Origin of the sequence: Endozoicomonas gorgoniicola (assembly GCF_025562715.2) — a bacterium.
Classification (GTDB): domain Bacteria; phylum Pseudomonadota; class Gammaproteobacteria; order Pseudomonadales; family Endozoicomonadaceae; genus Endozoicomonas_A; species Endozoicomonas_A gorgoniicola.
Genome location: NZ_JAPFCC010000001.1, coordinates 4,099,494 through 4,122,360, shown reverse-complemented (window position 1 = coordinate 4,122,360; position 22,867 = coordinate 4,099,494). Strand labels below are relative to the sequence as shown.

At 47.3% G+C, this 22,867-nt stretch carries 18 protein-coding genes and 1 pseudogene; 6 read left to right on the top strand and 13 right to left on the bottom strand.

The features are described 5' to 3' along the window. Positions 1-194 precede the first annotated feature (194 nt). Positions 195-1,460 carry a group II intron reverse transcriptase/maturase gene (ltrA, locus tag NX722_RS18695; protein ID WP_262563619.1) on the top strand — a complete coding sequence of 422 codons (1,266 nt, stop codon included), beginning with the start codon at positions 195-197 and terminating at the stop codon, positions 1,458-1,460. A gap of 80 nt (positions 1,461-1,540) precedes the next feature. Here the strand turns inward: ltrA (NX722_RS18695) and NX722_RS18690 are convergent, their stop codons facing one another. Beyond that, positions 1,541-1,693, bottom strand: coding sequence for a hypothetical protein (locus tag NX722_RS18690; RefSeq protein ID WP_262564358.1), 153 nt, complete (start codon positions 1,691-1,693; stop codon positions 1,541-1,543). A 581-nt stretch (positions 1,694-2,274) separates the two neighbouring features. Between NX722_RS18690 and ltrA (NX722_RS18685) the strand changes: the two genes are divergently transcribed. Then, positions 2,275-3,540 (top strand): group II intron reverse transcriptase/maturase, encoded by a 1,266-nt coding sequence (gene ltrA / locus NX722_RS18685; RefSeq protein ID WP_262563619.1) that lies wholly within the window; start codon positions 2,275-2,277, stop codon positions 3,538-3,540. A 201-nt stretch (positions 3,541-3,741) separates the two neighbouring features. Beyond that, a complete protein-coding gene (locus NX722_RS18680) occupies positions 3,742-4,206 on the top strand; it encodes a tRNA (cytidine(34)-2'-O)-methyltransferase (protein WP_262564356.1) in 465 nt (154 codons plus the stop codon). A 143-nt stretch (positions 4,207-4,349) separates the two neighbouring features. On the opposite strand, the gene NX722_RS18675 is transcribed toward NX722_RS18680, so the two are convergent. Beyond that, positions 4,350-5,879: a hypothetical protein gene (locus NX722_RS18675; protein ID WP_262564355.1), complete on the bottom strand. Its 1,530-nt coding sequence runs from the start codon at positions 5,877-5,879 to the stop codon at positions 4,350-4,352. A 199-nt stretch (positions 5,880-6,078) separates the two neighbouring features. Further along, positions 6,079-6,267, bottom strand: a complete 189-nt coding sequence (locus NX722_RS18670) for a hypothetical protein (protein ID WP_262564354.1) — start codon at positions 6,265-6,267, stop codon at positions 6,079-6,081. Between the two features lie 50 nt (positions 6,268-6,317). Between NX722_RS18670 and NX722_RS18665 the strand changes: the two genes are divergently transcribed. Beyond that, positions 6,318-7,604 carry an amino acid permease gene (locus tag NX722_RS18665; protein WP_262564353.1) on the top strand — a complete coding sequence of 429 codons (1,287 nt, stop codon included), beginning with the start codon at positions 6,318-6,320 and terminating at the stop codon, positions 7,602-7,604. Between the two features lie 169 nt (positions 7,605-7,773). On the opposite strand, the gene NX722_RS18660 is transcribed toward NX722_RS18665, so the two are convergent. The 10 genes and pseudogenes from NX722_RS18660 to NX722_RS18615 all read right to left on the bottom strand — a co-directional run bounded on the left by NX722_RS18660 (position 7,774) and on the right by NX722_RS18615 (position 20,421). Continuing rightward, positions 7,774-9,144, bottom strand: a complete 1,371-nt coding sequence (locus NX722_RS18660) for a KamA family radical SAM protein (RefSeq protein WP_262564352.1) — start codon at positions 9,142-9,144, stop codon at positions 7,774-7,776. 240 nt (positions 9,145-9,384) lie between these two features. Then, a complete protein-coding gene (locus tag NX722_RS18655; protein ID WP_262564351.1) occupies positions 9,385-10,326 on the bottom strand; it encodes a hypothetical protein in 942 nt (313 codons plus the stop codon). A 31-nt stretch (positions 10,327-10,357) separates the two neighbouring features. Beyond that, complete coding sequence (locus NX722_RS18650; RefSeq protein WP_262563592.1) at positions 10,358-11,350, bottom strand: IS30 family transposase; 993 nt, start codon at positions 11,348-11,350, stop codon at positions 10,358-10,360. A gap of 383 nt (positions 11,351-11,733) precedes the next feature. Further along, complete coding sequence (locus tag NX722_RS18645; RefSeq protein WP_262564350.1) at positions 11,734-12,195, bottom strand: bactofilin family protein; 462 nt, start codon at positions 12,193-12,195, stop codon at positions 11,734-11,736. A gap of 141 nt (positions 12,196-12,336) precedes the next feature. Further along, positions 12,337-12,855, bottom strand: a pseudogene (locus NX722_RS18640) (ATP-binding cassette domain-containing protein); the annotation flags it as partial. Between the two features lie 421 nt (positions 12,856-13,276). Beyond that, positions 13,277-14,980: an IS66 family transposase gene (locus NX722_RS18635; protein ID WP_262563696.1), complete on the bottom strand. Its 1,704-nt coding sequence runs from the start codon at positions 14,978-14,980 to the stop codon at positions 13,277-13,279. 20 nt (positions 14,981-15,000) lie between these two features. Further along, entirely contained in the window at positions 15,001-15,477 is a 477-nt protein-coding gene (locus NX722_RS18630; RefSeq protein WP_262564349.1) for a hypothetical protein, read from the bottom strand. A 354-nt stretch (positions 15,478-15,831) separates the two neighbouring features. Next, positions 15,832-16,221 (bottom strand): helix-turn-helix domain-containing protein, encoded by a 390-nt coding sequence (locus tag NX722_RS18625; protein ID WP_262564348.1) that lies wholly within the window; start codon positions 16,219-16,221, stop codon positions 15,832-15,834. A 292-nt stretch (positions 16,222-16,513) separates the two neighbouring features. Beyond that, the gene (gene uvrA, locus NX722_RS18620; RefSeq protein WP_262564347.1) at positions 16,514-19,345 is read right to left on the bottom strand and encodes an excinuclease ABC subunit UvrA; all 2,832 of its coding nucleotides are present in this window, start codon (positions 19,343-19,345) and stop codon (positions 16,514-16,516) included. Positions 19,346-19,461: 116 nt separating this feature from the next. Next, complete coding sequence (locus NX722_RS18615; RefSeq protein WP_262564346.1) at positions 19,462-20,421, bottom strand: hypothetical protein; 960 nt, start codon at positions 20,419-20,421, stop codon at positions 19,462-19,464. A gap of 196 nt (positions 20,422-20,617) precedes the next feature. Between NX722_RS18615 and NX722_RS18610 the strand changes: the two genes are divergently transcribed. Then, on the top strand, positions 20,618-21,970 hold the full coding sequence (locus tag NX722_RS18610; RefSeq protein ID WP_262564345.1) for an MFS transporter: 1,353 nt from the start codon (positions 20,618-20,620) through the stop codon (positions 21,968-21,970). A gap of 173 nt (positions 21,971-22,143) precedes the next feature. Continuing rightward, positions 22,144-22,740 (top strand): single-stranded DNA-binding protein, encoded by a 597-nt coding sequence (gene ssb / locus NX722_RS18605; protein WP_262564343.1) that lies wholly within the window; start codon positions 22,144-22,146, stop codon positions 22,738-22,740. Positions 22,741-22,867: the final 127 nt, after the last annotated feature.

Below are 22,867 nucleotides of genomic sequence, written 5' to 3'. Positions count from 1 at the left end.
CAAGCTGCCTGACGAGGCAGGACATCTTCGGCTGGTGAGGTTGGGAACAATCCTGCTAAAAGAAAGAGCCGCGCTCGGGAGTAAAGGACAGGTAGCAGGTAGATTGCCTTGAGCCAGAACGCCTGTGAATGTCCATGAAGAATCCGGCCACAGTAGAAGGATGGCGCAATCTGTCTGTCGTGAGACAGTAACTGATGAGAGTATATTATAGCCTGTATGGGCGCTTGCTGACGATGGAAGCGCTTTACAACGGATTCAAAAAGGTATGGAAAGCGAAAGGTGCGGCCGGAATAGATGGGCAGAGCCTGAGCGACTACGCCTCGAATCTGCGTGGTAATCTTGAACAGTTACTGCTTGAATTGCGGGAAAAGCGCTACAAACCGCTACCGGTAAAGCGTGTAGAAATCGACAAAGAAGACGGTGGAAAGCGTCTGCTGGGAATCCCCGCAGTAAAAGACCGAATCGTCCAACAAGCACTTCTAAATATCCTGACCCCGATCTTTGATCCGGACTTCCACCCGTCCAGCTATGGGTACAGACCGAATCGAAGCTGCCATCAAGCCATTACCAAGGCGACCCTGTTCATACGGAAGTACGACAGACGCTGGGTGGTGGACATGGACTTGTCCAAATGCTTTGACCGACTCGACCACGAGTTAATTCTCAAGGCGTTCAGGCACAAAGTGGCAGATGGAAGCATCCTGAACCTGATCAGAATGTTCCTGAAAAGCGGGGTGATGGTTGGCTATCAACTGGAAGCCACGGAAACAGGCAGTCCACAGGGCGGAGTGATCAGTCCCTTAATCTCAAACGTCTATCTTGATGCGTTTGATCAGGAAATGATGCGACGCAAGCACAGGATTGTCCGCTATGCGGACGATATCCTGATTCTGTGTGGCTCCAAAGCAGCGGCAGAAAACGCTCTGAAAGTGGCGACCAAAGTACTGGAGCAAGACCTGAAACTGACGGTCAACCAGAATAAAACACACATAGCCCATAGCGGCGAGGGTGTGAAATTTCTGGGAGTTGAAATCCTGAGCAGCTATACGCGCATACAGGAAAAGAAGCTCAACGCACTGAAAGCAAAGGTAAAGCGAATCACGAAAAGGAATCGGGGAACGAACCTTGAAGGAGTAATCCGAGAACTGAACCCTGTGATACGAGGATTTGCTAATTACTTCAGGATAGCGAACTGTAGTCGTGAATTAAAACGGCTGACAGGATGGATGAGGCGCAGGCTGAGATGTTTACAACTGAAACAGTGGAAGAAACCAGCGAAGCTGCATCGTCGGCTGAAGCAACTGGGTTACAAGCCACCATTTAAGTACATCAAAATGCGTTCATGGAGAAATGCGTGCAGTCCCCTGTCGCATTTAGCCATGCCGAACAACTGGTTCAATGAGATAAAGTTGTTCAATTTGGAAGGCGTTAAAACGGGCGTTCTTGCCCCTTATTGTTAAGGGATAGAGAGTGCAGGAGCCGTGTACGAGGTCCGTACGCACGGTTCTGTGGGAAGGACGGGGCAATAGCCCCGCCTTACCTAATGTTTGCCCAGCGAAGCGGGCAAACCCGTCAGGCTGAAAGAAGCCTGAGCCGCCCCGACTGAGGGGAAGGCAATCTGAATGGCAAGGGCGTAACTGGCCAACGGTTGGGTCTGAAGGAAGCCATAGGAAGTCAGAGGTACACAGCGCAAGCGAACCTGATTCGGCAGGTTGGGAGCGGCAAGCGTGCGAAATAGCGCAAAGCCCGATACTCAGTCAGTCCCAACTCTGTGCTTGAGGGTGGCATTTCTGACAGGGAACCGTTTAGTAACTGGGGAAGCCTGGCATCAATCTCTGAATCTCAGGGGCTGTTATCGCAAGAGGAAACTCAAGGGTAACAGTGGTGTGAGGTGGCAGATGATCCTGTAGTAGTGATGAAATTCCGGCCTGTGAAGGCGGGTAACCGTTCGGAGGGCAAAACCGGAATGACTACAGCCAGAGTGACTGTAGGGCATGTGTCGTCAAAAGCGGCAGATGTTGCGAAGGGGTGAAGCATTCTTAAAGAACAGTCAGACCGCAGGAATGACACTGTGAGCGCACAAGCTGCCTGACGAGGCAGGACATCTTCGGCTGGTGAGGTTGGGAACAATCCTGCTAAAAGAAAGAGCCGCGCTCGGGAGTAAAGGACAGGTAGCAGGTAGATTGCCTTGAGCCAGAACGCCTGTGAATGTCCATGAAGAATCCGGCCACAGTAGAAGGATGGCGCAATCTGTCTGTCGTGAGACAGTAACTGATGAGAGTATATTATAGCCTGTATGGGCGCTTGCTGACGATGGAAGCGCTTTACAACGGATTCAAAAAGGTATGGAAAGCGAAAGGTGCGGCCGGAATAGATGGGCAGAGCCTGAGCGACTACGCCTCGAATCTGCGTGGTAATCTTGAACAGTTACTGCTTGAATTGCGGGAAAAGCGCTACAAACCGCTACCGGTAAAGCGTGTAGAAATCGACAAAGAAGACGGTGGAAAGCGTCTGCTGGGAATCCCCGCAGTAAAAGACCGAATCGTCCAACAAGCACTTCTAAATATCCTGACCCCGATCTTTGATCCGGACTTCCACCCGTCCAGCTATGGGTACAGACCGAATCGAAGCTGCCATCAAGCCATTACCAAGGCGACCCTGTTCATACGGAAGTACGACAGACGCTGGGTGGTGGACATGGACTTGTCCAAATGCTTTGACCGACTCGACCACGAGTTAATTCTCAAGGCGTTCAGGCACAAAGTGGCAGATGGAAGCATCCTGAACCTGATCAGAATGTTCCTGAAAAGCGGGGTGATGGTTGGCTATCAACTGGAAGCCACGGAAACAGGCAGTCCACAGGGCGGAGTGATCAGTCCCTTAATCTCAAACGTCTATCTTGATGCGTTTGATCAGGAAATGATGCGACGCAAGCACAGGATTGTCCGCTATGCGGACGATATCCTGATTCTGTGTGGCTCCAAAGCAGCGGCAGAAAACGCTCTGAAAGTGGCGACCAAAGTACTGGAGCAAGACCTGAAACTGACGGTCAACCAGAATAAAACACACATAGCCCATAGCGGCGAGGGTGTGAAATTTCTGGGAGTTGAAATCCTGAGCAGCTATACGCGCATACAGGAAAAGAAGCTCAACGCACTGAAAGCAAAGGTAAAGCGAATCACGAAAAGGAATCGGGGAACGAACCTTGAAGGAGTAATCCGAGAACTGAACCCTGTGATACGAGGATTTGCTAATTACTTCAGGATAGCGAACTGTAGTCGTGAATTAAAACGGCTGACAGGATGGATGAGGCGCAGGCTGAGATGTTTACAACTGAAACAGTGGAAGAAACCAGCGAAGCTGCATCGTCGGCTGAAGCAACTGGGTTACAAGCCACCATTTAAGTACATCAAAATGCGTTCATGGAGAAATGCGTGCAGTCCCCTGTCGCATTTAGCCATGCCGAACAACTGGTTCAATGAGATAAAGTTGTTCAATTTGGAAGGCGTTAAAACGGGCGTTCTTGCCCCTTATTGTTAAGGGATAGAGAGTGCAGGAGCCGTGTACGAGGTCCGTACGCACGGTTCTGTGGGAAGGACGGGGCAATAGCCCCGCCTTACCTAATGCCATGAAATTTTTCATCTGTTCAAGGCTGCCTATCGGGCAGCTTATCGGATCGAGGCTGCTTATAGCGGCGTTATCATTTAAGCTTCCCTTTTTAGTCAGTGACATACTATCCACATGTTCCATATAGCACTCTTTGAACCCCGAATAGCGCAGAATACCGGCAATATCATCCGGCTGGTTTCGAATAATGGCTGTCAACTGCACCTGATTGAACCACTGGGTTTCGACCTTGAAGAAAAAAAGCTCAGACGTGCCGGACTGGATTATCGTGATATGGAGCGCATTACCCTTCACAGTGACTTTGATGCGTTTGCTGAAGCGATGGGCGAGCGCCGTATACTGGCGATCACGACAAAAGGAAAGCGGCACTACCATCAGGTTGACTATCAGCCCGGTGACGTATTGCTGTTTGGTGCAGAAACCCACGGTCTGACCGATGACGTCAGAGCCCGATTGCAGCAGGAAAACATGCTGCGAATTCCCATGTGTCCGGAAAACCGCAGTTTAAACCTTTCCAATTCAGTGGCGATTGTCAGTTATGAAGCCTGGCGTCAGCAGGGGTTTGAGGGTGGTCTGTGAATGCCTGAGTGGTGACGTTTTCATACATTGACCAGCGAATCGACGGATATGGAGGAGGAGAGCCTTCTCCATATCTTTTGTATCAGACCTGTCAGGGATATAAATACTATCCTGCACTATTGCGCAGGACAGTTGTTTAGCATTTATAGATCTGCACGACTCCCGCCGATTGAGGTTTGATCAATAAGTTGGGCGTTGCCATCACTTGCCGTTGTGTGGCTTCTGGCTTTATAGATAACAAATTGAGTAATCATTGTAGCTGCGATTCCGGCAAGGAATGAAAAAGTATTGCTTAGTCCCATCGCCAACGATGAATAACTTCTACCAGAACTACTACGGGGTTGGGTATTTGGAGCCGCTTTACAACTAGCAAACCATTCATTTGTGTGAGTGGTTTTATCTGGTAAGAACTGATCATAAGGTTTTGGAATATCTGTATGCATACCACCTTCCGGACATTCTCTTGGAATACTATAGACAAATGAAGGGCATTGTGAATAAGCCATTACCTGGTGATGATTAAATTGCAATGTGAAAAAATTATCACCAATAATTTTTGCGTTGCCTATCAGCCTCAGACCATGAGAAGACACTGCATCACTTTCATATAAGTCTCCATTTTCGCTATAAACTATATTGTTGCAAACGCTGTCTTTGAATGATAATTGTGCATTGCCACTTGCAACATAAGCAACATCCAACTCATGAATTTCATCGTGATGATGTTCGGTTGTATGTGGGGTTGTTGAAGTGCTCGTTGTTGGAAAAGGGCTTGTTGAATTACGTGAAGTTGGATTGAGAGTTGGAATATCCTTGTAGTTAACAATAAACGTATTATTAATTAAGATGTTATTAAATGTGTGAGTGTTTTTTTCACACCCAACGGATATGGACGCCATATCATAGCCTTCCATATCAAAATAATTTGAGTAAATACCGATGTCTGTAGATCCATTACCAATGCCGCAGTCTATATCCAGTAATTCATGATGCGCACTGGTTGATGTCAAGTTACTGTACCTTAAATAGACACCTTTTGCTGCATTAATACGAATTAAGCCTGAATGTTCCTGGTTTATTGAACGACTTCTGGTATATATTGACTCTATCTCAATATAATCAGCGTAGAAAATGCCACTGCTGTTATCAAAAGTAAACAAAGGATAAGCATTGTCAGTCATATCGCCTTGGTGAACTCTGAGTTTTACAGGTGCCTGGTAGTATTCATCTTGAAATGAAGTAAGTCCAACAATACCAAATGTATTACTCAATAAAATCTGATCATCTATATTATATTCCGGCCCTTTCAACAACAGCAGAACACCCTTGGGCTTGGATTTATGCTTGTTGATAACATCGTTCAGAACTCCTCTGATCATTTCAGGCTCGACAAATACAAGCTCAGGCTCAAGAGATTCTGAGGATAAAAGCATCTGCCGGATAGCCTCATGGTCATAATCGTTCAAGTCATTGATTTTTTTCTTCTTGGCTAATCCTAAATTGTTCAGATACTCAAACTCTTCAGTAAATTTCTTTTCTTCTTTATCTCCACTACTGTCATAGGGGGCAGGGTCTCCACTACTCTCATAGGGAGCAGGGTTTGCATGGATATCTCCAATCATTCCAGCAAGAATGCACGTTGCAAAAGAAGCAGCAAAAAAATTTGTTTTCATGTGGACGTCTCCTAAATTGAAAAACAAAGGCTTTATTGTTGAAATAGGTGCATCTTGTATTTGTAATATGTCGTATAAAAAAGAGTACAGGTTCTGATAAATTGATTCATTACTAAAACATATTGGTTTCATGTAACAATATTTTTATAGTTGACTATTTAAAATTAGTGGAATTTTTTTTTAAAAGATTTGCATGGAATTATTTTTCTAAAATAAAAGTAATATATTTATTTATTTTGATACCCCTGCTTATGCGTTGGTTTTTGCTCTTATCACCCTCAGGAACGCTATTAAAGAAATAAGGTTGAAGCTGATTGTCAATGGTGTCTGCATAAGTCTTATTAGCGAATATTGGATTTGTCCGTTTTTTTAATAACCATTCATCCATCAAGACTGTCTATACTGTTCCGGTATTTGTCGATAGATGCCGGGAGGCCTATGTCTGATCAAAGTCTTGAATCGCCTGTTGGCGAGCCAGATGAACACCTGCGCTGGACAGCGAAAGATACTGGCTGGATGTTCAGCCATGTGGGCACCGGCATTGGCGCTGGCTTGCTGTACCTTCCTATTAATGCAGGCATTGGCGGCTTCTGGCCCCTGCTGCTGATGGCTCTGATCAGTGGACCAATGGTGTATTTGACGCATCGCACCCTGACCCGGTTCTGTCTGGCCTCCAGACAATCAGGCAATGACTTTTCAGCTCATGTTGAAGACACTTTTGGTTCGTCCGTCGCGAAATGGTTGATGCTGGTTTGTTTCTTGTCGATGTTCCCGGTTTTGCTGCTCTATACCATCGGTATCAGTAATGTGACGGTCAGCTTTCTGGTCAACCAGCTGAACTGGGCTGAACCTTCACGCTCCCTGACAGTGTTTATTCTGGTGGTTGCCATGGTGGGAGCCTTACTGGGAACTGAGCAGAGACTGCTGAGCCTGTTCCGGCGAATGGTATTACCATTAACCATTGTGCTGCTTGGTATTGCGGTTTATCTCATTCCACAATGGCGAATGGATTATCTGATGCAGCCGGTTTCTCTGCAAAAAGGGGCGGAAACCTTCCTGCTGGCACTCCCGGTACTGGTCTTCTCGTTTTATCATGCTCCGGTTTGCTCTACTTTTGCCCGGTCATACCGGCAGAAAAATCCTGACCTTCATGCCTGTATTCGCAAGACCGACAGCATTCACATGCGCAGTGCATCCATACTTCTGGCTATTGCCCTGTTCTTTGTTTTTTCCTGTGTAATGGCATTGACGCCTGAACAACTGGCACAGGCGAAGGCTGAAAACCTTCCAACGCTTTCTATTCTGGCTAACCAGCCGGGTAACCGGTTTTTTTCAACGGTCACACCATTGATTGCCTTTGTTGCGATTATGACCTCGTTCTTCGGCTTTTTTCTGGGTGTGATAGAGCTTATGAATGGCCTGTTAAGCCAGGGATTCCGGTCTTTTCGTCTTGGCAAGGTAGTATCAGTAGGTCATGTTCACAGAATCAGCCTGTTTATCATTGCTTTAAGTTGCTGGGTGGCTGGCGTGGGGAACTGGAGCATTCTGGGCATTATGGAAGCTGTCGTTGCTCCGATGATGGCCATTATTATCTTCTTCCTGCCTATCGCGGGCCTTTACCGGGTTAAACAGCTTGAGCAATATCGCAAGCCCTTCTGGGACCTGTTTGCACTTGGGGTTGGTACACTGGTCATCATAGGTTTTGTTATTTCACAGCTGCTTTAACCCCCGGTAATTCATACGGCCTGAATCACCGGTAAGGGGAGTAGCAACGTAGAACATCCCAACGTCATCCCCGCGCAGGCGGGGATCCACTGCTCGTGGTGGATTCCCACTTTCGTGGGAATGACAAATGGTTGGTAATCTTTTTATTGCCGCTCCCCTTACGACTTTATTAGACGCCGCGAGCCTTACACATTGCTTTGTATTCATCTTCAAAGAAGAATTTTTCTTCGCCGAAGGCTGGCTTCAGGTCGTCCAGCCAGGTCGCTTCTTCGTCGTATTTAGCAAAGAACGGGCGGTAGCACCACTCTGAGTTACGCCCCTGCAGGAAGCGCAGAACGAATACTTTCTCTCCGTTGATTTCAGTGATGCCGGTGATCTCTACTTTACCAGGACCCGCACTCATGGATGGCCCACGAACAGTACGACCCAGGCCAGACATGCGGATGATGGCTGCCTGAAAGATTTCGTACGCTTTGTACAGTGGAATTTCGAAGTAATGCTTGGCACCGGTGTCACGGGCTACAAAGAAGTAGTAAGGAATAATGCCCATGGACAGCTGAGTCTGCCAGTTCTGAACCCATACATCAGAATTGTCGTTAATGTGGCGGGTCAGGGGAGCCTGGGCGCGAATGTTGACGCCAGTGGCACGGATTCGTTTAACGGCTTCTTTACATACGTCGGTTTTCAGCTCTGCGTAGTGGTCAAAGTGCGCCATAAACGCCAGGTGCTTACCGCCGTCTACCATCTTTTTGAACAGCGCCAGCAACTCTTGTGCATCGTCGTCAGTGGTAAAGCGGTATGGCCAGAAGGTCAGTGTCTTGGAACCGATACGGATATTTTTGATGTGGTCGAATTCTGGCTGCAGCAGAGGCTCCAGGTATTCTTTTACCAGCTTGGTCTTCATAACCAGCGGATCACCACCGGTGAACAGCAGGTCGGTCAATTCTTTGTGTTCTTTCAGGTAAGCGTGCATGGTGGACGCTTCGGTCGCAGCCATTTTCAGGTCGCTGTCACCAATGAACTGCGCCCAGCGGAAGCAGAAAGTACAGTAGCTATGGCAGGTCTGGCCCTGACTTGGGAAGTACAGTGCGGTTTCACGATACTTGTGCTGCATGCCCTGAACCGGCTTGCCGTCAACCATAGGAGCGTTCATAGCCATCTGACCGGCAGGGTGCGGGTTCATGCTCAGCTGAATTTCGTGGGCTGCTTTTTTGATGGTTGCACGGCTGGCTTCTGCAGCGTGCAGCTCTGCCATCAGATCAAAATCGCCTGCTTTCAGCATTTCCTTCTGCGGGAACATCAGGCGGAAAACCGGATCGTCAGGGATATCGTTCCAGTCGATCAGTTCGTTCACAACATATTCGTTTACGCGGAACGGCATAACACTGGCCACAACCTTGATTTCGAACTGCATGGCTTCAGGCAACTGACGGAACTGCTCGATCATGTCAATATTACGTTCGGTGTAAACGGTATACGGACGCGCTGCGTCGGTGTTGGAAGACGCAATTAACTGTTCAGCCTGGGTATAAGCGTTCAAATCGGCTCCTCTGTTTTTGAGTGGAGATATGAAGGATAGGTGGATTTTTCCACAGTTGGAACAAAACTTATATGCGATAAATCCATTATATAAGCTGGGGATTTATCACTTTAAACGTAAAACCCCTTACTTTAAGACACCCTCTTTACGGCGAGGAGGATGTCAATCATGTCACCGGCCTTCCGGAAAATCCTCTGCGGCACAACCAACTTCTCGTCGGTCAGGAAAGAAAAGGGCGCGTTAATCCGGTTCGCCCCAGTGATCAGGTTCTAGATGCCTTGTGTTGTCTCCTGTTGCACCATTAATCAGGCCGAGACTGATTACTGTATCGTGGGGCACAAGGACGGATAAATGTTGACCGTGATTCGGCGAGTGCAGGTAAGCCCCATGGGGGCGGGAGAAGTACAGCAGACCATTTGTACCTCCAGATGTACCTCCAGATGTACCTCCAGATGTTCCTCCAGTGCTAAGTTGCATCAACAAATTGCTTAACAAAGCGTGACGGTTGTTTGTAGCAGCTTGATGCGAACTTTCAGCCCTGGAAGGTAAGGCGTGTTCGATTGCCTCGGCCAATGATGATTGTGGACGTAAACGAGCAGAATTATCAGTTAAAGGTTGTAAATCCACGATGATTGGGTGGTTAGTACCCGGGGGAGTGAGTTCTAACATCCTTGGCTGATCAAATAATGGTCTGATGGGTAGCACTGTAGAAAAAGGGACGCTGTGCACACCGGCACCAAATAGTAATGGTTGATGGGGTAAGTTACTTCCTATTATGCTGAAAAGGCTACCAGCCAGTGATGTGCTGAAATGGTTCACTGGTTGTTGAGGGGTAAAGTAGTTTGAAGAAGTACGTCCAGTCTCCGAATTAACATCTATGCTCTGTTGCGGAAGTACTGACCAGTCCTGACGCACTAAATCATTTATTCCCAGGACTCGACCGACTGAACCAGGTGATCTTGAGGCTGTTTGCATACCATTCAGATAAAAAGCTCTGGCTTGAAGCGAAGTGGCTGACTGTAAATCCTGGGGAGAAACTCTAACCAGTGCTGTTGCGATAGTTCTCAAGTTTGGCAGTACCCGCGCCAGCCAGAAATATTGATCTCCCGCGTAGAGATTTTTTGGAAAAAACGACAACGGAACAACAACTAAAGCGATTAGGAACTGGTTGATAACTTTCATTATAAGTCCAACTATCTATTAAGTCCTGAATTCAAGTCATAAGTGCATAACCCATGACTTTTCTTGCATCTATTCCAGTTGACTCTTTAAATGCCTCATAAGGAGTCTTGTAGCCCAGGCACTTTCTTGGCCTGTTGTTCAGCTTATCCACTGCAATGATGACATCTTTTTCTGTCACGCCATTAAGCTCCATCGACTTGGGGAAATACTGCCTTAGCAAACCATTAGCATTCTCATTCTGGCCTCTTTCCCAAGAATGGTAGGGGGCAGCAAAGTAGCTGTCACATTTTAAAGCTTTGGCAATTGATTCATGCTGAACAAACTCCTTTCCATTGTCGTATGTTATTGTCTTTACAAACCTTTTCAGAGGCTTGAGTACGTCAATTATTCCCTGTTTAACCGCTTTTGCCTTCTTGCCTGGTAGAGGGACAGCAAGGCGAAGCTTGGTTTTTCGTTCATCTAATGTAGCGATGGCTCCTTTATGATTTTTACCTATTACAGTATCAGCTTCCCAGTCACCAACTCGCTCTCTGTTGTTGACCACTTCGGGGCGTTCTTCAATGCCAACCCGATTTGGTATACCGGTTCGGTTATGAGCTGAACCGTATCGCTTTCGATAAGTTTTTTTCTGGTGCCTCAAGTGCTTATAGAGCGAGCCTCCGCGCCGTTTATCATCCGCTACAAATTGATAAATCGTCTCATGATGCAGCTTGATTACACCGTCCTTTTCAAGCCTTCCAGCCACTTGTTCAGGACTCCAATCTGAACGGATATCGTTTGAAATACGTTGTTTAATGTCGTCTGTCAGCTTAATAGCTTTTGGCTTATCTTTGTGCCGCTGCCGAGCTGTGCGATTAGCCTGTTGGTGCCTGTACCCTCTTTGCCCTTTATTGCGGTTTACTTCTCGCGACACGGTAGGCTGTGAACGGCCAAGCTTTTTAGCAATTTTGTTTTGTGAAGTCCCATTTTTGAGTTCAGTTTCGATATAATATCTCTCTTCAGAGCTCAGGTGTGTATAGGCCATCCTTGGCTTCCTCTGTATGGTTTGGTTGCTTTACAGAATACCCCTGAGTTCTGATTCACTTCAAAGGTTCTGAAACAATCCTCTGGTTACAGAGGTTATGCACTTATGATACGAATTCAGGAGTATTAAGGTTGAGACAATATGAAATTTAGCTGGTTTTTGCATAGTTGGAACAAAACTTATATGCGATAAATCCATTATTGAAACTGGGGTTTTATTGGTACGAAAACGTATGTTTGGAGGTGTTAATTAGTGGGTAAGTATAGTGTTTATAGCGAATTCCGAGAGGGAGATTCTACTGGTCAGAACTATCAGCGTATTGGATGGGGCTCTCAGTGAATCATCAGAGGCGATTCTGACAGAGAACACCATCCGTCGTAAAATCAGGCAGTTTTCAGCTGTTTGACTTTCTCTTTGCCAACTTTTTTAGTGTTTTCTTTTTCTGCCTCATCGCCTTTAGGCAGTAGTTCACCGGTTTTGTGCATGCGCTCCATGCGACCGTTAATGGCAGCACCAGCTACCATTTCCATTACGTCGTAATAAATGTTGCCATTGATTTCAGCGTTGCGGGACAGCTCCAGGCGCTCGGACGCATAAACATCGCCGTTTACCAGACCGTCGATACGAACATCAGCTGCACGAATATTGCCGGTTACAGAGCTACCTTTTACCAGCTGCAACATGCCGCTGTCGGAAGTGATATTGCCTTTGATGGTGCCTTCAACATGAACATTGCCGCGAAAACGAATATCACCTTCTATTTCGGTTCCACCGGAAATCAGGGTTGTGATATCGCTGTGATCATTGCCGTGTGCTTTGGATTCGGAACTGCTTTTGCCCCACATGGACGAAGAAACCTATGTAGTTAATGTCAGAAAACTACGCATAAAGACGCAGATTGATTTTTGTGCGTTATTCTCAGGGATCAAGGCAATGACTGCAATCATTATCAGTCTGAAGCAGTATACTTTGAAAAATAACGTTTCTTAAATGGCAATAACACCTGTGACACCTTTCGGGAAGATGTCACCGCCACCATCGCCCCCTTCTGGTCCCAGATCCACGATCCAGTCCGCCGTTTTAATGACATCGAGGTTATGTTCGATAACTACGACTGTATTGCCATGATCCCGTAAACGGTGCAGAACATTAAGCAGCTGTTGTATATCGTGGAAGTGCAGGCCGGTCGTTGGTTCGTCCAGAATATACATGGTCTTGCCGGTATCACGCTTGGACAGCTCTTTGGCCAGTTTGACCCGCTGGGCTTCACCGCCAGACAGGGTTGTCGCATTCTGCCCCAGGTGAATATACGACAGGCCAACGTCCATCAGTGTCTGCAGTTTGCGGTTAATAGCGGGAATGGCTTCGAAAAATTCCAGCGCTTCTTCCACGGTCATGTTCAGCACTTCATCAATGCTCTTACCCTTGTATTTAACATCAAGGGTTTCACGGTTGTAACGCTTTCCCTTGCAGACGTCACAGGGAACGTAGATGTCTGGCAAAAAGCTTGTGAACTTCACCTTCATAGTCTTCAAAGTGTTGAATGGGGTCGTACTGTTGGCGCAGAGCCGAAACTGCTGATCAAGCTGTTGAATTGCATGGCAAGAATTGGCAACTTTATTCAGTGGCTGACATACTTCCATCGGGGCGGCCTCTCACCAATATGGTGTCGTGTTTTATCAGCAAACATCATAGCGGTGTTTGGCCGTCACCACTTCAGGGAAGGGGAAACTTGCTGCTGTAGGGTACCTCTTGGGCTGTAAGTCCGGAAAAGACTGTCAATATGAGTTTCACCCTAACGTTTTGTTTGCCGACTCTTTAGTGTCTGCAAACAAAAACGTACCAGAAATCAGCCGCTGGTGCCTCTTTCTTAAAATTTGTTCATTTTTACAATTATCCCTGAGGAGCCAGTTTTTTTGTAACTGCTCATATTCCATTGGCAAGAACCGTTTCCTGATAGCCTGATGCCTTCAGGATGAGATGCCCCAGCTGCGGAATCAGATTGGTTCCAGTCAGCCTGTCCCTGAGATAGTTGGCAAAGGACACCCCGTGTTGTTTACAGGTCTTTTTCAAACTGGCAAAGGTGTCGCGGCATTTCCTCCCAAGTTTACTCCGGGTACCACCGCTAACCTTTCGCCGTTTCACATACTCTCTGATCTGCCTCTCGCTCAGGTTGTTGTGCAGTGGCAGCCACGGATACTCAAGAACCAATAACAGCTCTTCCCTGACAACCATCAGTTTGCCCAACTCAGCCTGCAAGGCAGGGTAGTCAACCCGCTGTGTTACCCAACGATCAAACTCCTGGTAGAGCTTCTGTTTCTCCTTGTCCGTTGGTTTTTTCTGGTAGGCCTCAATGTCGTCGTAGAGGCACCAGTACTGATCCTGCACGGTGTCACGGGCGGCTCGTTCCAGGTCATTGGCCGGTATCAGCTTGTCCATGTTTCTTCCCGCATGGTACCAACACAGCGAATGCTGAAAGGCTGTATCAAACTGCCGGGCTCCATCGCTATGGATAATCAGGTTCTCAAGGCGATGATTGAGCATCAATGCGGCCTTTAAAACACCCTCTGTCGCCCAGCGCCTTTGTTGCGGGGCAGCACAACCAATGCTGTTAAGGAAGCTCTCCCACTCTTCTTCTGTTGAGAAACGCTTCTCGCCGCATTCGGATAGCGCAGTGATCCACTTCTTCGACACATCAACCTGATTCTCCATGTAGTCAATGGCAACGTCGTTGAGAAGATAAAGCCGCTGCTGCCCTTGCAGACAGCCCAGGAAATTAATCCTGCTCTTACTGTCGCTGCTATGGAAGTAGGAAAAATAAGGGTTGCCGATAAACAGGCAGTAGCCGTTTTTTCCTTGGTGGCGAGCACCTGTGTCGTCGGCCTGGAGATAATCAGAGCAAGTCAGCCCTGCTTCCAGCAATTCTTCTTTTTCCTGGTGGAAAATATCATGGCCTTTCGTCAGGATGTTGCTCAGGGAACCTTCTGATATTGAGCATCCATGGTCGTGCAGCCAAGATAGCAGTAGTGGCTGTGTCGTACTGCATGAATGATAAAAATCCAGCAGATGGGCTTTCAGGTTGTCGCCAAAACGGTCTTTCACATGATCAGGTAGCGGGGCTGACACCCCGCCTTCCGGAGTTGTGTAATACTCACGCCTGTAGCGAGTAGTGACAAAACGCAAGTCCAGCTCAGTATGGAAAAAGTCGATATAGCACTTGAAGCGCCAGTTCTCACCGGGAGCAGCGATTGAACAGATTTCCTCTCGGTCAACAGTCATTGGTGGTGCAGCGGTTTCACCGGCTTCTTGTGATCGTGGTCGTTTACTTTTCGGCGGACGATCAGTGTCACTTTTCCCGGCAGCCTGATCAGTGTCTTCCGCAGAAGAGCTGTCTTCCTGATCATCGCCCTTGTCCGAGACATTAGGCCTGATTTTAGGCTTGCCCTTGTGCTTCTTCAGGTGGCGAATTTCTGCTCGAAGCTGTTCGTTCTCTTCGACCAGCTGTTCGATCTGAACGCGCTGCCTTTCAATTTGCACAGATTGCTTCTCGACCGTGTCGAGAAGGTTTTTGACGAATGAACGCAACTGTTCATTGTCTGTACTGGAGAATAGTGAGTCAGGCAGGTGCATACGGTGAAATATACGAAAGATCAGGATAACTTTCTTTGACCTGTAGAGGTTGATTTGCCAGTCAATTTTGAGCAGTTACGTTTTTTTTTGCGATCTACCAAATAAACAGTGATAAGTGGGGCTATTCCCATGTAAATATTAGAAAAAAATATTGTACTTATTACCGTGCAGGTAGAAAAATCTATTATTATAAGTTGCTCGAGAATTATGGGAAGTCCAATAAATAGTAAACTGACAGCTCCAATTTCAACCCCCAAAGCAACAGCAATATTGATGTCTTTTTTCCTTTTAGCATATAAATAAAATGAAAGTGATGATATATTCATTAAAATTACTGACGCAAAACTAAGATAAATCGAAATTGATTTTATTGTGGGAATTATGTCTAGCTCTGGAAACCCGATTACCATAACTCCACAAAAAAAGTTGATTTTGAGAGCTGTAAAGGCCATTGTGAGATGGAGTTTATAATTCTCTTTGAAACGTAAAGAATGCATATTGATTCAACCTGAACTCAGAACCTTATTAATTTGTTAAAAATACCTACTGACTTATTGCTCAGATGATATTGTTGAGTCATAACCCTGATCACATAATACCAATGGCACCTTCTAAATACCGTAATGAGCATGGCAAGCTAAACATCAGACTAAGGCGGAATGACGATTAATAGTTGGCAATTGCAAGGAAATCCAACACGGGTCTGGTGTCCAGATTGCCAGTGCAATAGCTTACTTAGAAGGTACGATTTGTATAACTAACTACGCCTCTACTGTTGAGTCTTTCATAGAGATAGTCTAATAAAGTAGGAATATTTAATTTCATATGACCGAATATATAGATTTAACTTTTTATTCGCATATTTTTTGAAAGATAGGAGCTACTTTTTTATTCATCATTCCAGTAAATAAAATAGGAATATACTCACTACTATTTTCTGCACTTAAACTATTTAATTTATTACCATAGACATCAAATTCTTTGTAATACTCTTTAGCTTTAATTAATAATAAATCATCACCTTCTAGCTGGTTTACGATCTCCCACTGATTTTCTTTAAGAATTGACTCATAGTAATCACCTACCGCTATAATACACCAGGTATTAAAACCACTTCTTTCTTTAAAGCGATAAAGAGTGTTTATAGAAAATTGTATTTCCCCATTTTCAATTTTTCCCCAGGTTGATGGCGATAGCCCTAACCAATCTGAAAACTTGATTTTGCTGAAACCAAGCTCCATTCGGTAGTGCATAATCAATACAGATATGATTGACGCGTAAGTAGTAGTACGCACAGATATATTCCCCAAACATCGAAATTGTGTACAGCCTGCTATAAAAAAGTAATCCTGTCAACAACTAGCTGATAACCTAAAATCTTTAGAACCATAATTTATTATGCTTACATCTTTATTTTCGATAGACATCTATCATTCGGGGCATCTGCAACACTGATGATCTATGATGAGTCCTTTAGAAAGAGAAATGACCGAAACAACAGTAATTGCTGTTTCGGTTAAGAGGTATCAATCGTTATTGCATCAGGGGTAGCATGGGCTTCAGGAAACGCCCTGTGTGGGAACTATCCATCTCAGCAACAGCTTCAGGCGTACCCGTGGCAATGATTTCACCACCGCCATCACCACCTTCCGGCCCAAGATCCACAATCCAGTCTGCGGTTTTAATCACATCCAGATTGTGTTCTATCACAACGACAGTATTACCATGATCCCGTAAACGGTGCAGAACATTAAGCAGCTGTTGTATATCGTGGAAGTGCAGGCCGGTCGTTGGTTCGTCCAGAATATACATGGTCTTGCCGGTATCACGCTTGGACAGCTCTTTGGCCAGTTTGACCCGCTGGGCTTCACCGCCAGACAGGGTTGTCGCATTCTGCCCCAGATGAATATACGACAGGCCAACGTCCATCAGTGTCTGCAGTTTGCGGTTAATAGCGGGAATGGCTTCGAAAAATTCCAGTGCTTCTTCCACGGTCATGTTCAGCACTTCATCAATGCTCTTACCCTTGTATTTAACATCAAGGGTTTCACGGTTGTAACGCTTTCCCTTGCAGACGTCACAGGGAACGTAGATATCCGGCAGAAAATGCATTTCTACCTTGATTACACCATCACCCTGACAGGCTTCGCAGCGTCCGCCTTTGACGTTGAAGCTGAAACGACCAGGTTTATACCCCCGGGAGCGGGCTTCCTGGGTACCGGCAAACAGTTCACGAATCGCGGTGAATATGCCAGTGTAGGTGGCGGGATTGGAGCGTGGTGTACGGCCAATCGGGCTCTGGTCAATATCAATGCATTTGTCGAAATGACTCATGCCGGTGATTTTTTTGTACGACGCCGGGGTGAGGGTTGTCGCCTTGTTCAGCTCAGTTGCACAAATCGGGTAAAGAGTACTGTTGATCAGGGTTGACTTACCGGAGCCGGAAACGCCAGTGACACAGGTCATCAATCCGACAGGAATTTCCAGCGTGACGTTTTTGAGGTTGTTGCCGGAGCAGCCGGAGAGCTTTAGCGTTTTTTTCTTGTCCCTTGGTGTGCGGTTTTCCGGAATTGCTATGGCTTTAGTACCTGACAGGTACTGACCAGTCAGGGACTGTTCATTATCCATGACCTGTTGGGGAGAACCCTGGGCGATAATTTCTCCCCCGTGAATGCCCGCCCCCGGACCAATATCAATCACATGGTCTGCCATACGAATAGCATCTTCATCATGCTCTACGACAATGACTGTATTGCCAAGGTTGCGCAGTCGGGTCAGGGTGTTCAGTAAGCGCTCATTATCCCGCTGATGCAGTCCGATACTGGGTTCGTCAAGAATATACATAACACCCACCAGTCCGGCACCAATCTGGCTGGCAAGGCGGATACGCTGGGCTTCACCACCCGACAGGGTATCGGCGCTGCGATCCAGGGTCAGGTAATTCAGGCCAACGTTGACCAGAAAGTTTAAACGTTCACAAATTTCCTTCAGGATTTTTTCAGCAATTTCTCCCCGGTTGCCCGGCAGTTTCAGTTCGTTGAAATACGTCAGGGCTCGCTCAACAGGTAGCTTCACCAGCTCTGGCAGGGTTTCTTCCTGCACAAAGACATTGCGGGATTCCAGACGCAGACGCGAACCTTTACAGCCCGGACAGTTCTGGGTACTCAGGTATTTCGACAGCTCATCCCGCACAGCCTGAGACTCAGTATCGCGGAAGCGTCGTTCAAAATTCGGGATGATGCCTTCAAAGCGATGACGCTTTTTATAGATATCGCCACGGTCATTAACATAACTGAAATCAATCTGTTCATCACCGGAGCCGTACAGGATGGTTTCCTGCTGTTTGGCAGTCAGGTCATCAAATGCCGTATCAATATTAAATCCGTAATGTTTTGCCAGAGATTTCAGCATGTGGAAGTAATAAACACTGCGTCTGTCCCAGCCCCGGATTGCACCTTCTGCCAGCGTTAACTCGGGGTGCTGAACAATACGGTCCTGGTCGAAGAACTGTTTAATGCCCAGACCGTCACAGCCAGGGCAGGCTCCTGCCGGGTTGTTAAAGGAGAACATTCGGGGTTCCAGCTCATTGATGCTGTAACCACATTCCGGACAGGCAAAGCGTGCGGAATAAACGACGTCGTCCTGCTCACCGTCCATATAGCTCACCGACACCAGTCCGTCGGTCAGTTCCAGCGCGGTTTCAATGGACTCAGCCAGACGCAGTTGCAGATCGTCGCGCACCTTGAAACGGTCAACCACCACTTCAATAGTGTGCTTCTTTTTCTTGTCCAGAGCCGGAGGGTTGTCGAGGTCGGTGACAATGCCGTTGATACGGGCGCGGATAAAACCCTGGGTTTTCAGTTCATTGAATACATGCAGGTGTTCACCTTTTCGATCCCTGACCACCGGAGCCAGAAGCATCAGTTTGGTGCCTTCCGGGATAGCAAGAACCTGGTCGACCATCTGGCTGACTGTCTGGGCTTCCAGTGGTTGGTGGTGTTTTGGGCAGCGCGGAATGCCGGTACGGGCAAAGAGCAGACGCAGGTAGTCGTATATTTCAGTAATGGTACCCACTGTCGAGCGAGGGTTGTGACTGGTGGACTTTTGTTCGATAGAAATTGCCGGTGAAAGACCTTCTATATGGTCGACATCCGGCTTTTCCATCATCGACAGAAACTGGCGGGCATAGGCTGACAAGGATTCAACGTAGCGGCGCTGGCCTTCAGCGTACAGGGTATCGAACGCCAGTGAAGACTTACCTGAGCCAGACAGACCCGTTATCACGATCAGGCTGTCTCTTGGCATTTCCAGATCGATGTTCTTCAGGTTATGCGTTCTTGCGCCCTGTACCGTAATTTTGTCCACTGCCTGCTCCTCTGCGTGGGCATTAAACCAACGGAGGAGTATAAAACAAACATTGTGTGGAGCTGTATTGAATTTTATCGAGCATGGTCTGCCGCCGATATTTATAGAGGCTGCATTTATAGAGGCTGCGACGGATCGATGTATTTGGTTTTAGCGAATGTCAGATTTCGATAACCGTTTGGCCAGGGGGCATCAATGACCCAGTAATACCCCCAGTTTCCTAATAGTTTGGAATACTGGGTAGCAATGAAGAATTCATGGCTGGTTTTATGAAGGTGTGAAATGCCAGGAACGGGAAAGTCGTAATAGTAATGGTGATCGGCGCTTTCCAGAGGGTGTTGCATTTTCGACAGTTCCGGAGCGTGATGGCAGATATGCAGTTCCTTTTTCTCCTCTAAGGACAGGTTGTCCAGTTCCGGGAAAGACGGCGATAATCGTTGCCACTTTGTTTCACTTCTGGTTATGGCGGAATTTACACTGGAGGGACTGCCATCCTGTTTAACGAAAGAAACCGGAGTGGCGAGAAGGTCCAGCTTTTTTGTGTTGACGTTGTAAACCAGCTTAGGCAGTAAAAGGGTATCGAGTTGGTCTATTTTTACTCCCAGCGCCTGATGAGGGAACTTCATCGTATGGTCATTGAACCATTCCCGGCACTGTCTGTTGAGGTCACTCAGGTCAACTGATGTGCCTTTGGTGTTTGTAATTGGTGAACAGACAGCACGCCCTGCAAATTGCATAACGGTTCGCTCAGAGCGTATTGGTTTAATGTACTGTCCGCGAATTATCTTAGGAGTGAGTATTACTTCAGAGCCACCGTTTTTATGACTGTTAGTGGAATCAACCTGATAGGTGATTGCCGGAAGCAGGGTCATGCTCTCTTCAAAGCCATTGTCATAACCGAGGTGGTATTCTGTCAGAAAGTATATTCCCGCTACTGCTAAGGTAAGCGCTGCAGGAATAATAAGGCTTTTATTGGCATGGGCCTGTTGAGTTGGAGTGACTGTGACCAGACAGAGCAGAATAATGAGCAGGCTTTTTCTGAACTGAAAAAAAGGTGCTGTTTTTGGGTACGTCATAAATACTCATTCCCTTCAGTTTTGATATTAACCAGTGAAAAAAATAGTTGAGACAGAGGGAAGTGTGGGAAAAAATTGCCCGACAGGATGAATGAATGCACAAGTACGGGGTCGATTATTTTGCTATTTGTGAACTTGTTTTCGGTATTTCCTGATAAACTTGCCGTTACTGGAAAAAAGTTATAAGAAGTCAGTAATGTCTGGTCAGGAAATCAAAGCATCTCTCTCTCTGTCTCTGGTATTTATGTTCCGCATGTTCGGACTGTTTATGGTTCTGCCTGTGATGGCGCTGTATGCCGATCAGCTCGAAGGTGCAACGCCCTTGCTGGTGGGGCTGGCGATTGGGGCTTATGGCTTCAGTCAGGCGTTATTGCAGATACCGTTTGGCTGGCTGTCAGACCGGGTGGGGCGTAAAAAAATTATTATTGCCGGTTTGTTACTGTTTGTGGCAGGGAGCCTGGTGGCTGCTTATGCCGGATCGATTCAGGGGGTGATCCTGGGGCGGGTCCTGCAGGGTTGTGGCGCCATCGCCGGAGCGGTGACTGCGCTGCTGGCAGACCTGACTCGTGAACAATACCGTACCCGTTCCATGGCGATTTTTGGTATGGGAATCGGTTTGTCCTTTTGTCTCGCCATGATGCTCGGACCCTCTATTGCTGCGGGCTGGGGGCTGTCAGGACTGTTCCTCAGTAATGCCTGGCTGGCAGGTGTGGGCATTTTGATTGTGTTGCTGGTCGTTCCTTCAGCGACGACACGGCGGCAGGATCTGAATTCATCCGTCAGAAAAAAAAGCGTCCGACAAGTTCTGCATAACGTTGAATTGTTGCGTTTGATGGTTGGCATTTTTACCCTGCATTTCATCGTTATGGGGCTATTTGTGTTTCTGCCCCGTGAACTCGAAAGTACCATGAACATCCCCCGTGCATCTCATGGCGGGGTGTATCTGGTGGGGTTGCTGGGCTCTTTTCTGGTGATTATCCCCTTCATCATCTACAGCGAAAAACAACGGCGGTTGAAACAGTGTTTTGTAACGGCGGTTACGCTGCTGTTAGTGTCGATGGTGTTTATGGCTCAAGCGGGGGAGCATCGCTGGTTGCTGATTTCTGGATTACTGGTATTCTTCGCCGGTTTTAATTTTCTGGAGGCGTCTCTGCCTTCACTGGCCAGCAAGTTATCCCCTGCTGGCACCCGTGGTACCACCATGGGACTGTACTCAACCTGCCAGTTTTCCGGGGCAGCCCTGGGCGGGGTTTTATCTGGTTGGGGTTATGAGTACTGGGGACTGAACGGGGTGTTGATGGTCTGTGCAATTCCCACTGCACTCTGGTGGCTATTGTCTGTTACCATGAAACATCCCCCCTATGTCAGCAGTATGGTGATGGCACTGAATCCTGCCAATGGTCAGGATGCCGGTTCAATGAGCCGGACGCTTGCCGTTATCCCCGGGGTTGAAGAAGTCACGGTTCTGGGCAGGGAACGAACCGCCTATTTAAAAGTGAACCGCAGGACACTCGACCTGTCAGCGCTGCGACAGTATGGAGAGTGTTGACCTGCCCGGTTGACAGGAGTCGGCACCTGCTGACACATTGATGAAACCGCCATGAGTAAATGTTGTCTACTGATACAGCCATGAGCGGCTTTTGATAGCATAAGCGGCTTTTGACAGGTTGCTCTCGATAGCAAGCACAACATTTACCGGATATATAATATTGGAGAATTTAGATGGCACGTGGTGTTAACAAGGTCATTCTGATCGGTAATCTGGGCGGCGATCCGGATGTCCGGTTTACCCAAAATGGCAGTGCGATTGCCACTCTTAACGTGGCGACCAGCGAATCCTGGACGGATAAAAATACCGGTCAGCGTCAGGATCGTACCGAATGGCATCGTGTTGTGGTGTTCGGCAAGCTGGCTGAGATTTGTCAACAGTATCTGCGCAAGGGATCCAAGGTTTACCTCGAAGGTAAATTGCAAACCCGTAAATGGCAGGACCAGCAAGGTCAGGATCGTTACACCACTGAAGTCGTGGTTGATTTCGGTGGCCAGATGCAAATGCTGGACAGCCGTCAGGACGCTGGCATGGGAGCTGCACCAAACCCGATGGGTGGAAGCTACCAGCCGGCACCGGCTACCCCGCAGCAGTCACAGGCTACGCAAAACCGTGCGCTTCAGCAACCGCAACCGTATGCGCAACCACCGCAGTCCCAGACGCAACAGCGTCCTGCACCTGCACCTGCACCTGCACCTGCACCTGCATCATCCCAGCCTCAGCCAGCGGCTGCAGGGTTTGACGACTTTGATGATGATATTCCGTTCTGATCGGAACTGAATTAATGTCATTTCAATAAGGGAGCCTGATGCTCCCTTATTTTTGGCTGCTGGAAAGCCCTCTGACTTAAATTCAGGGCAATTTATATATTTCTATAAGTTATAAAAAAATAATAAT

Coding starts and splice junctions, on each gene's coding strand:
- NX722_RS18610 (WP_262564345.1), top strand. CDS start 20,618: ATGTCTGGTCAGGAAATCAAAGCATCTCTCTCTCTGTCTCTGGTATTT.
- NX722_RS18625 (WP_262564348.1), bottom strand. CDS start 16,221: ATGGAGCTTGGTTTCAGCAAAATCAAGTTTTCAGATTGGTTAGGGCTA.
- NX722_RS18675 (WP_262564355.1), bottom strand. CDS start 5,879: ATGAAAACAAATTTTTTTGCTGCTTCTTTTGCAACGTGCATTCTTGCT.
- NX722_RS18680 (WP_262564356.1), top strand. CDS start 3,742: ATGTTCCATATAGCACTCTTTGAACCCCGAATAGCGCAGAATACCGGC.
- NX722_RS18635 (WP_262563696.1), bottom strand. CDS start 14,980: ATGCACCTGCCTGACTCACTATTCTCCAGTACAGACAATGAACAGTTG.
- NX722_RS18630 (WP_262564349.1), bottom strand. CDS start 15,477: ATGCATTCTTTACGTTTCAAAGAGAATTATAAACTCCATCTCACAATG.
- NX722_RS18650 (WP_262563592.1), bottom strand. CDS start 11,350: ATGGCCTATACACACCTGAGCTCTGAAGAGAGATATTATATCGAAACT.
- ltrA (WP_262563619.1), top strand. CDS start 2,275: ATGAGAGTATATTATAGCCTGTATGGGCGCTTGCTGACGATGGAAGCG.
- NX722_RS18615 (WP_262564346.1), bottom strand. CDS start 20,421: ATGACGTACCCAAAAACAGCACCTTTTTTTCAGTTCAGAAAAAGCCTG.
- ltrA (WP_262563619.1), top strand. CDS start 195: ATGAGAGTATATTATAGCCTGTATGGGCGCTTGCTGACGATGGAAGCG.
- NX722_RS18665 (WP_262564353.1), top strand. CDS start 6,318: ATGTCTGATCAAAGTCTTGAATCGCCTGTTGGCGAGCCAGATGAACAC.
- NX722_RS18655 (WP_262564351.1), bottom strand. CDS start 10,326: ATGAAAGTTATCAACCAGTTCCTAATCGCTTTAGTTGTTGTTCCGTTG.
- ssb (WP_262564343.1), top strand. CDS start 22,144: ATGGCACGTGGTGTTAACAAGGTCATTCTGATCGGTAATCTGGGCGGC.
- NX722_RS18670 (WP_262564354.1), bottom strand. CDS start 6,267: ATGGATGAATGGTTATTAAAAAAACGGACAAATCCAATATTCGCTAAT.
- NX722_RS18645 (WP_262564350.1), bottom strand. CDS start 12,195: ATGTGGGGCAAAAGCAGTTCCGAATCCAAAGCACACGGCAATGATCAC.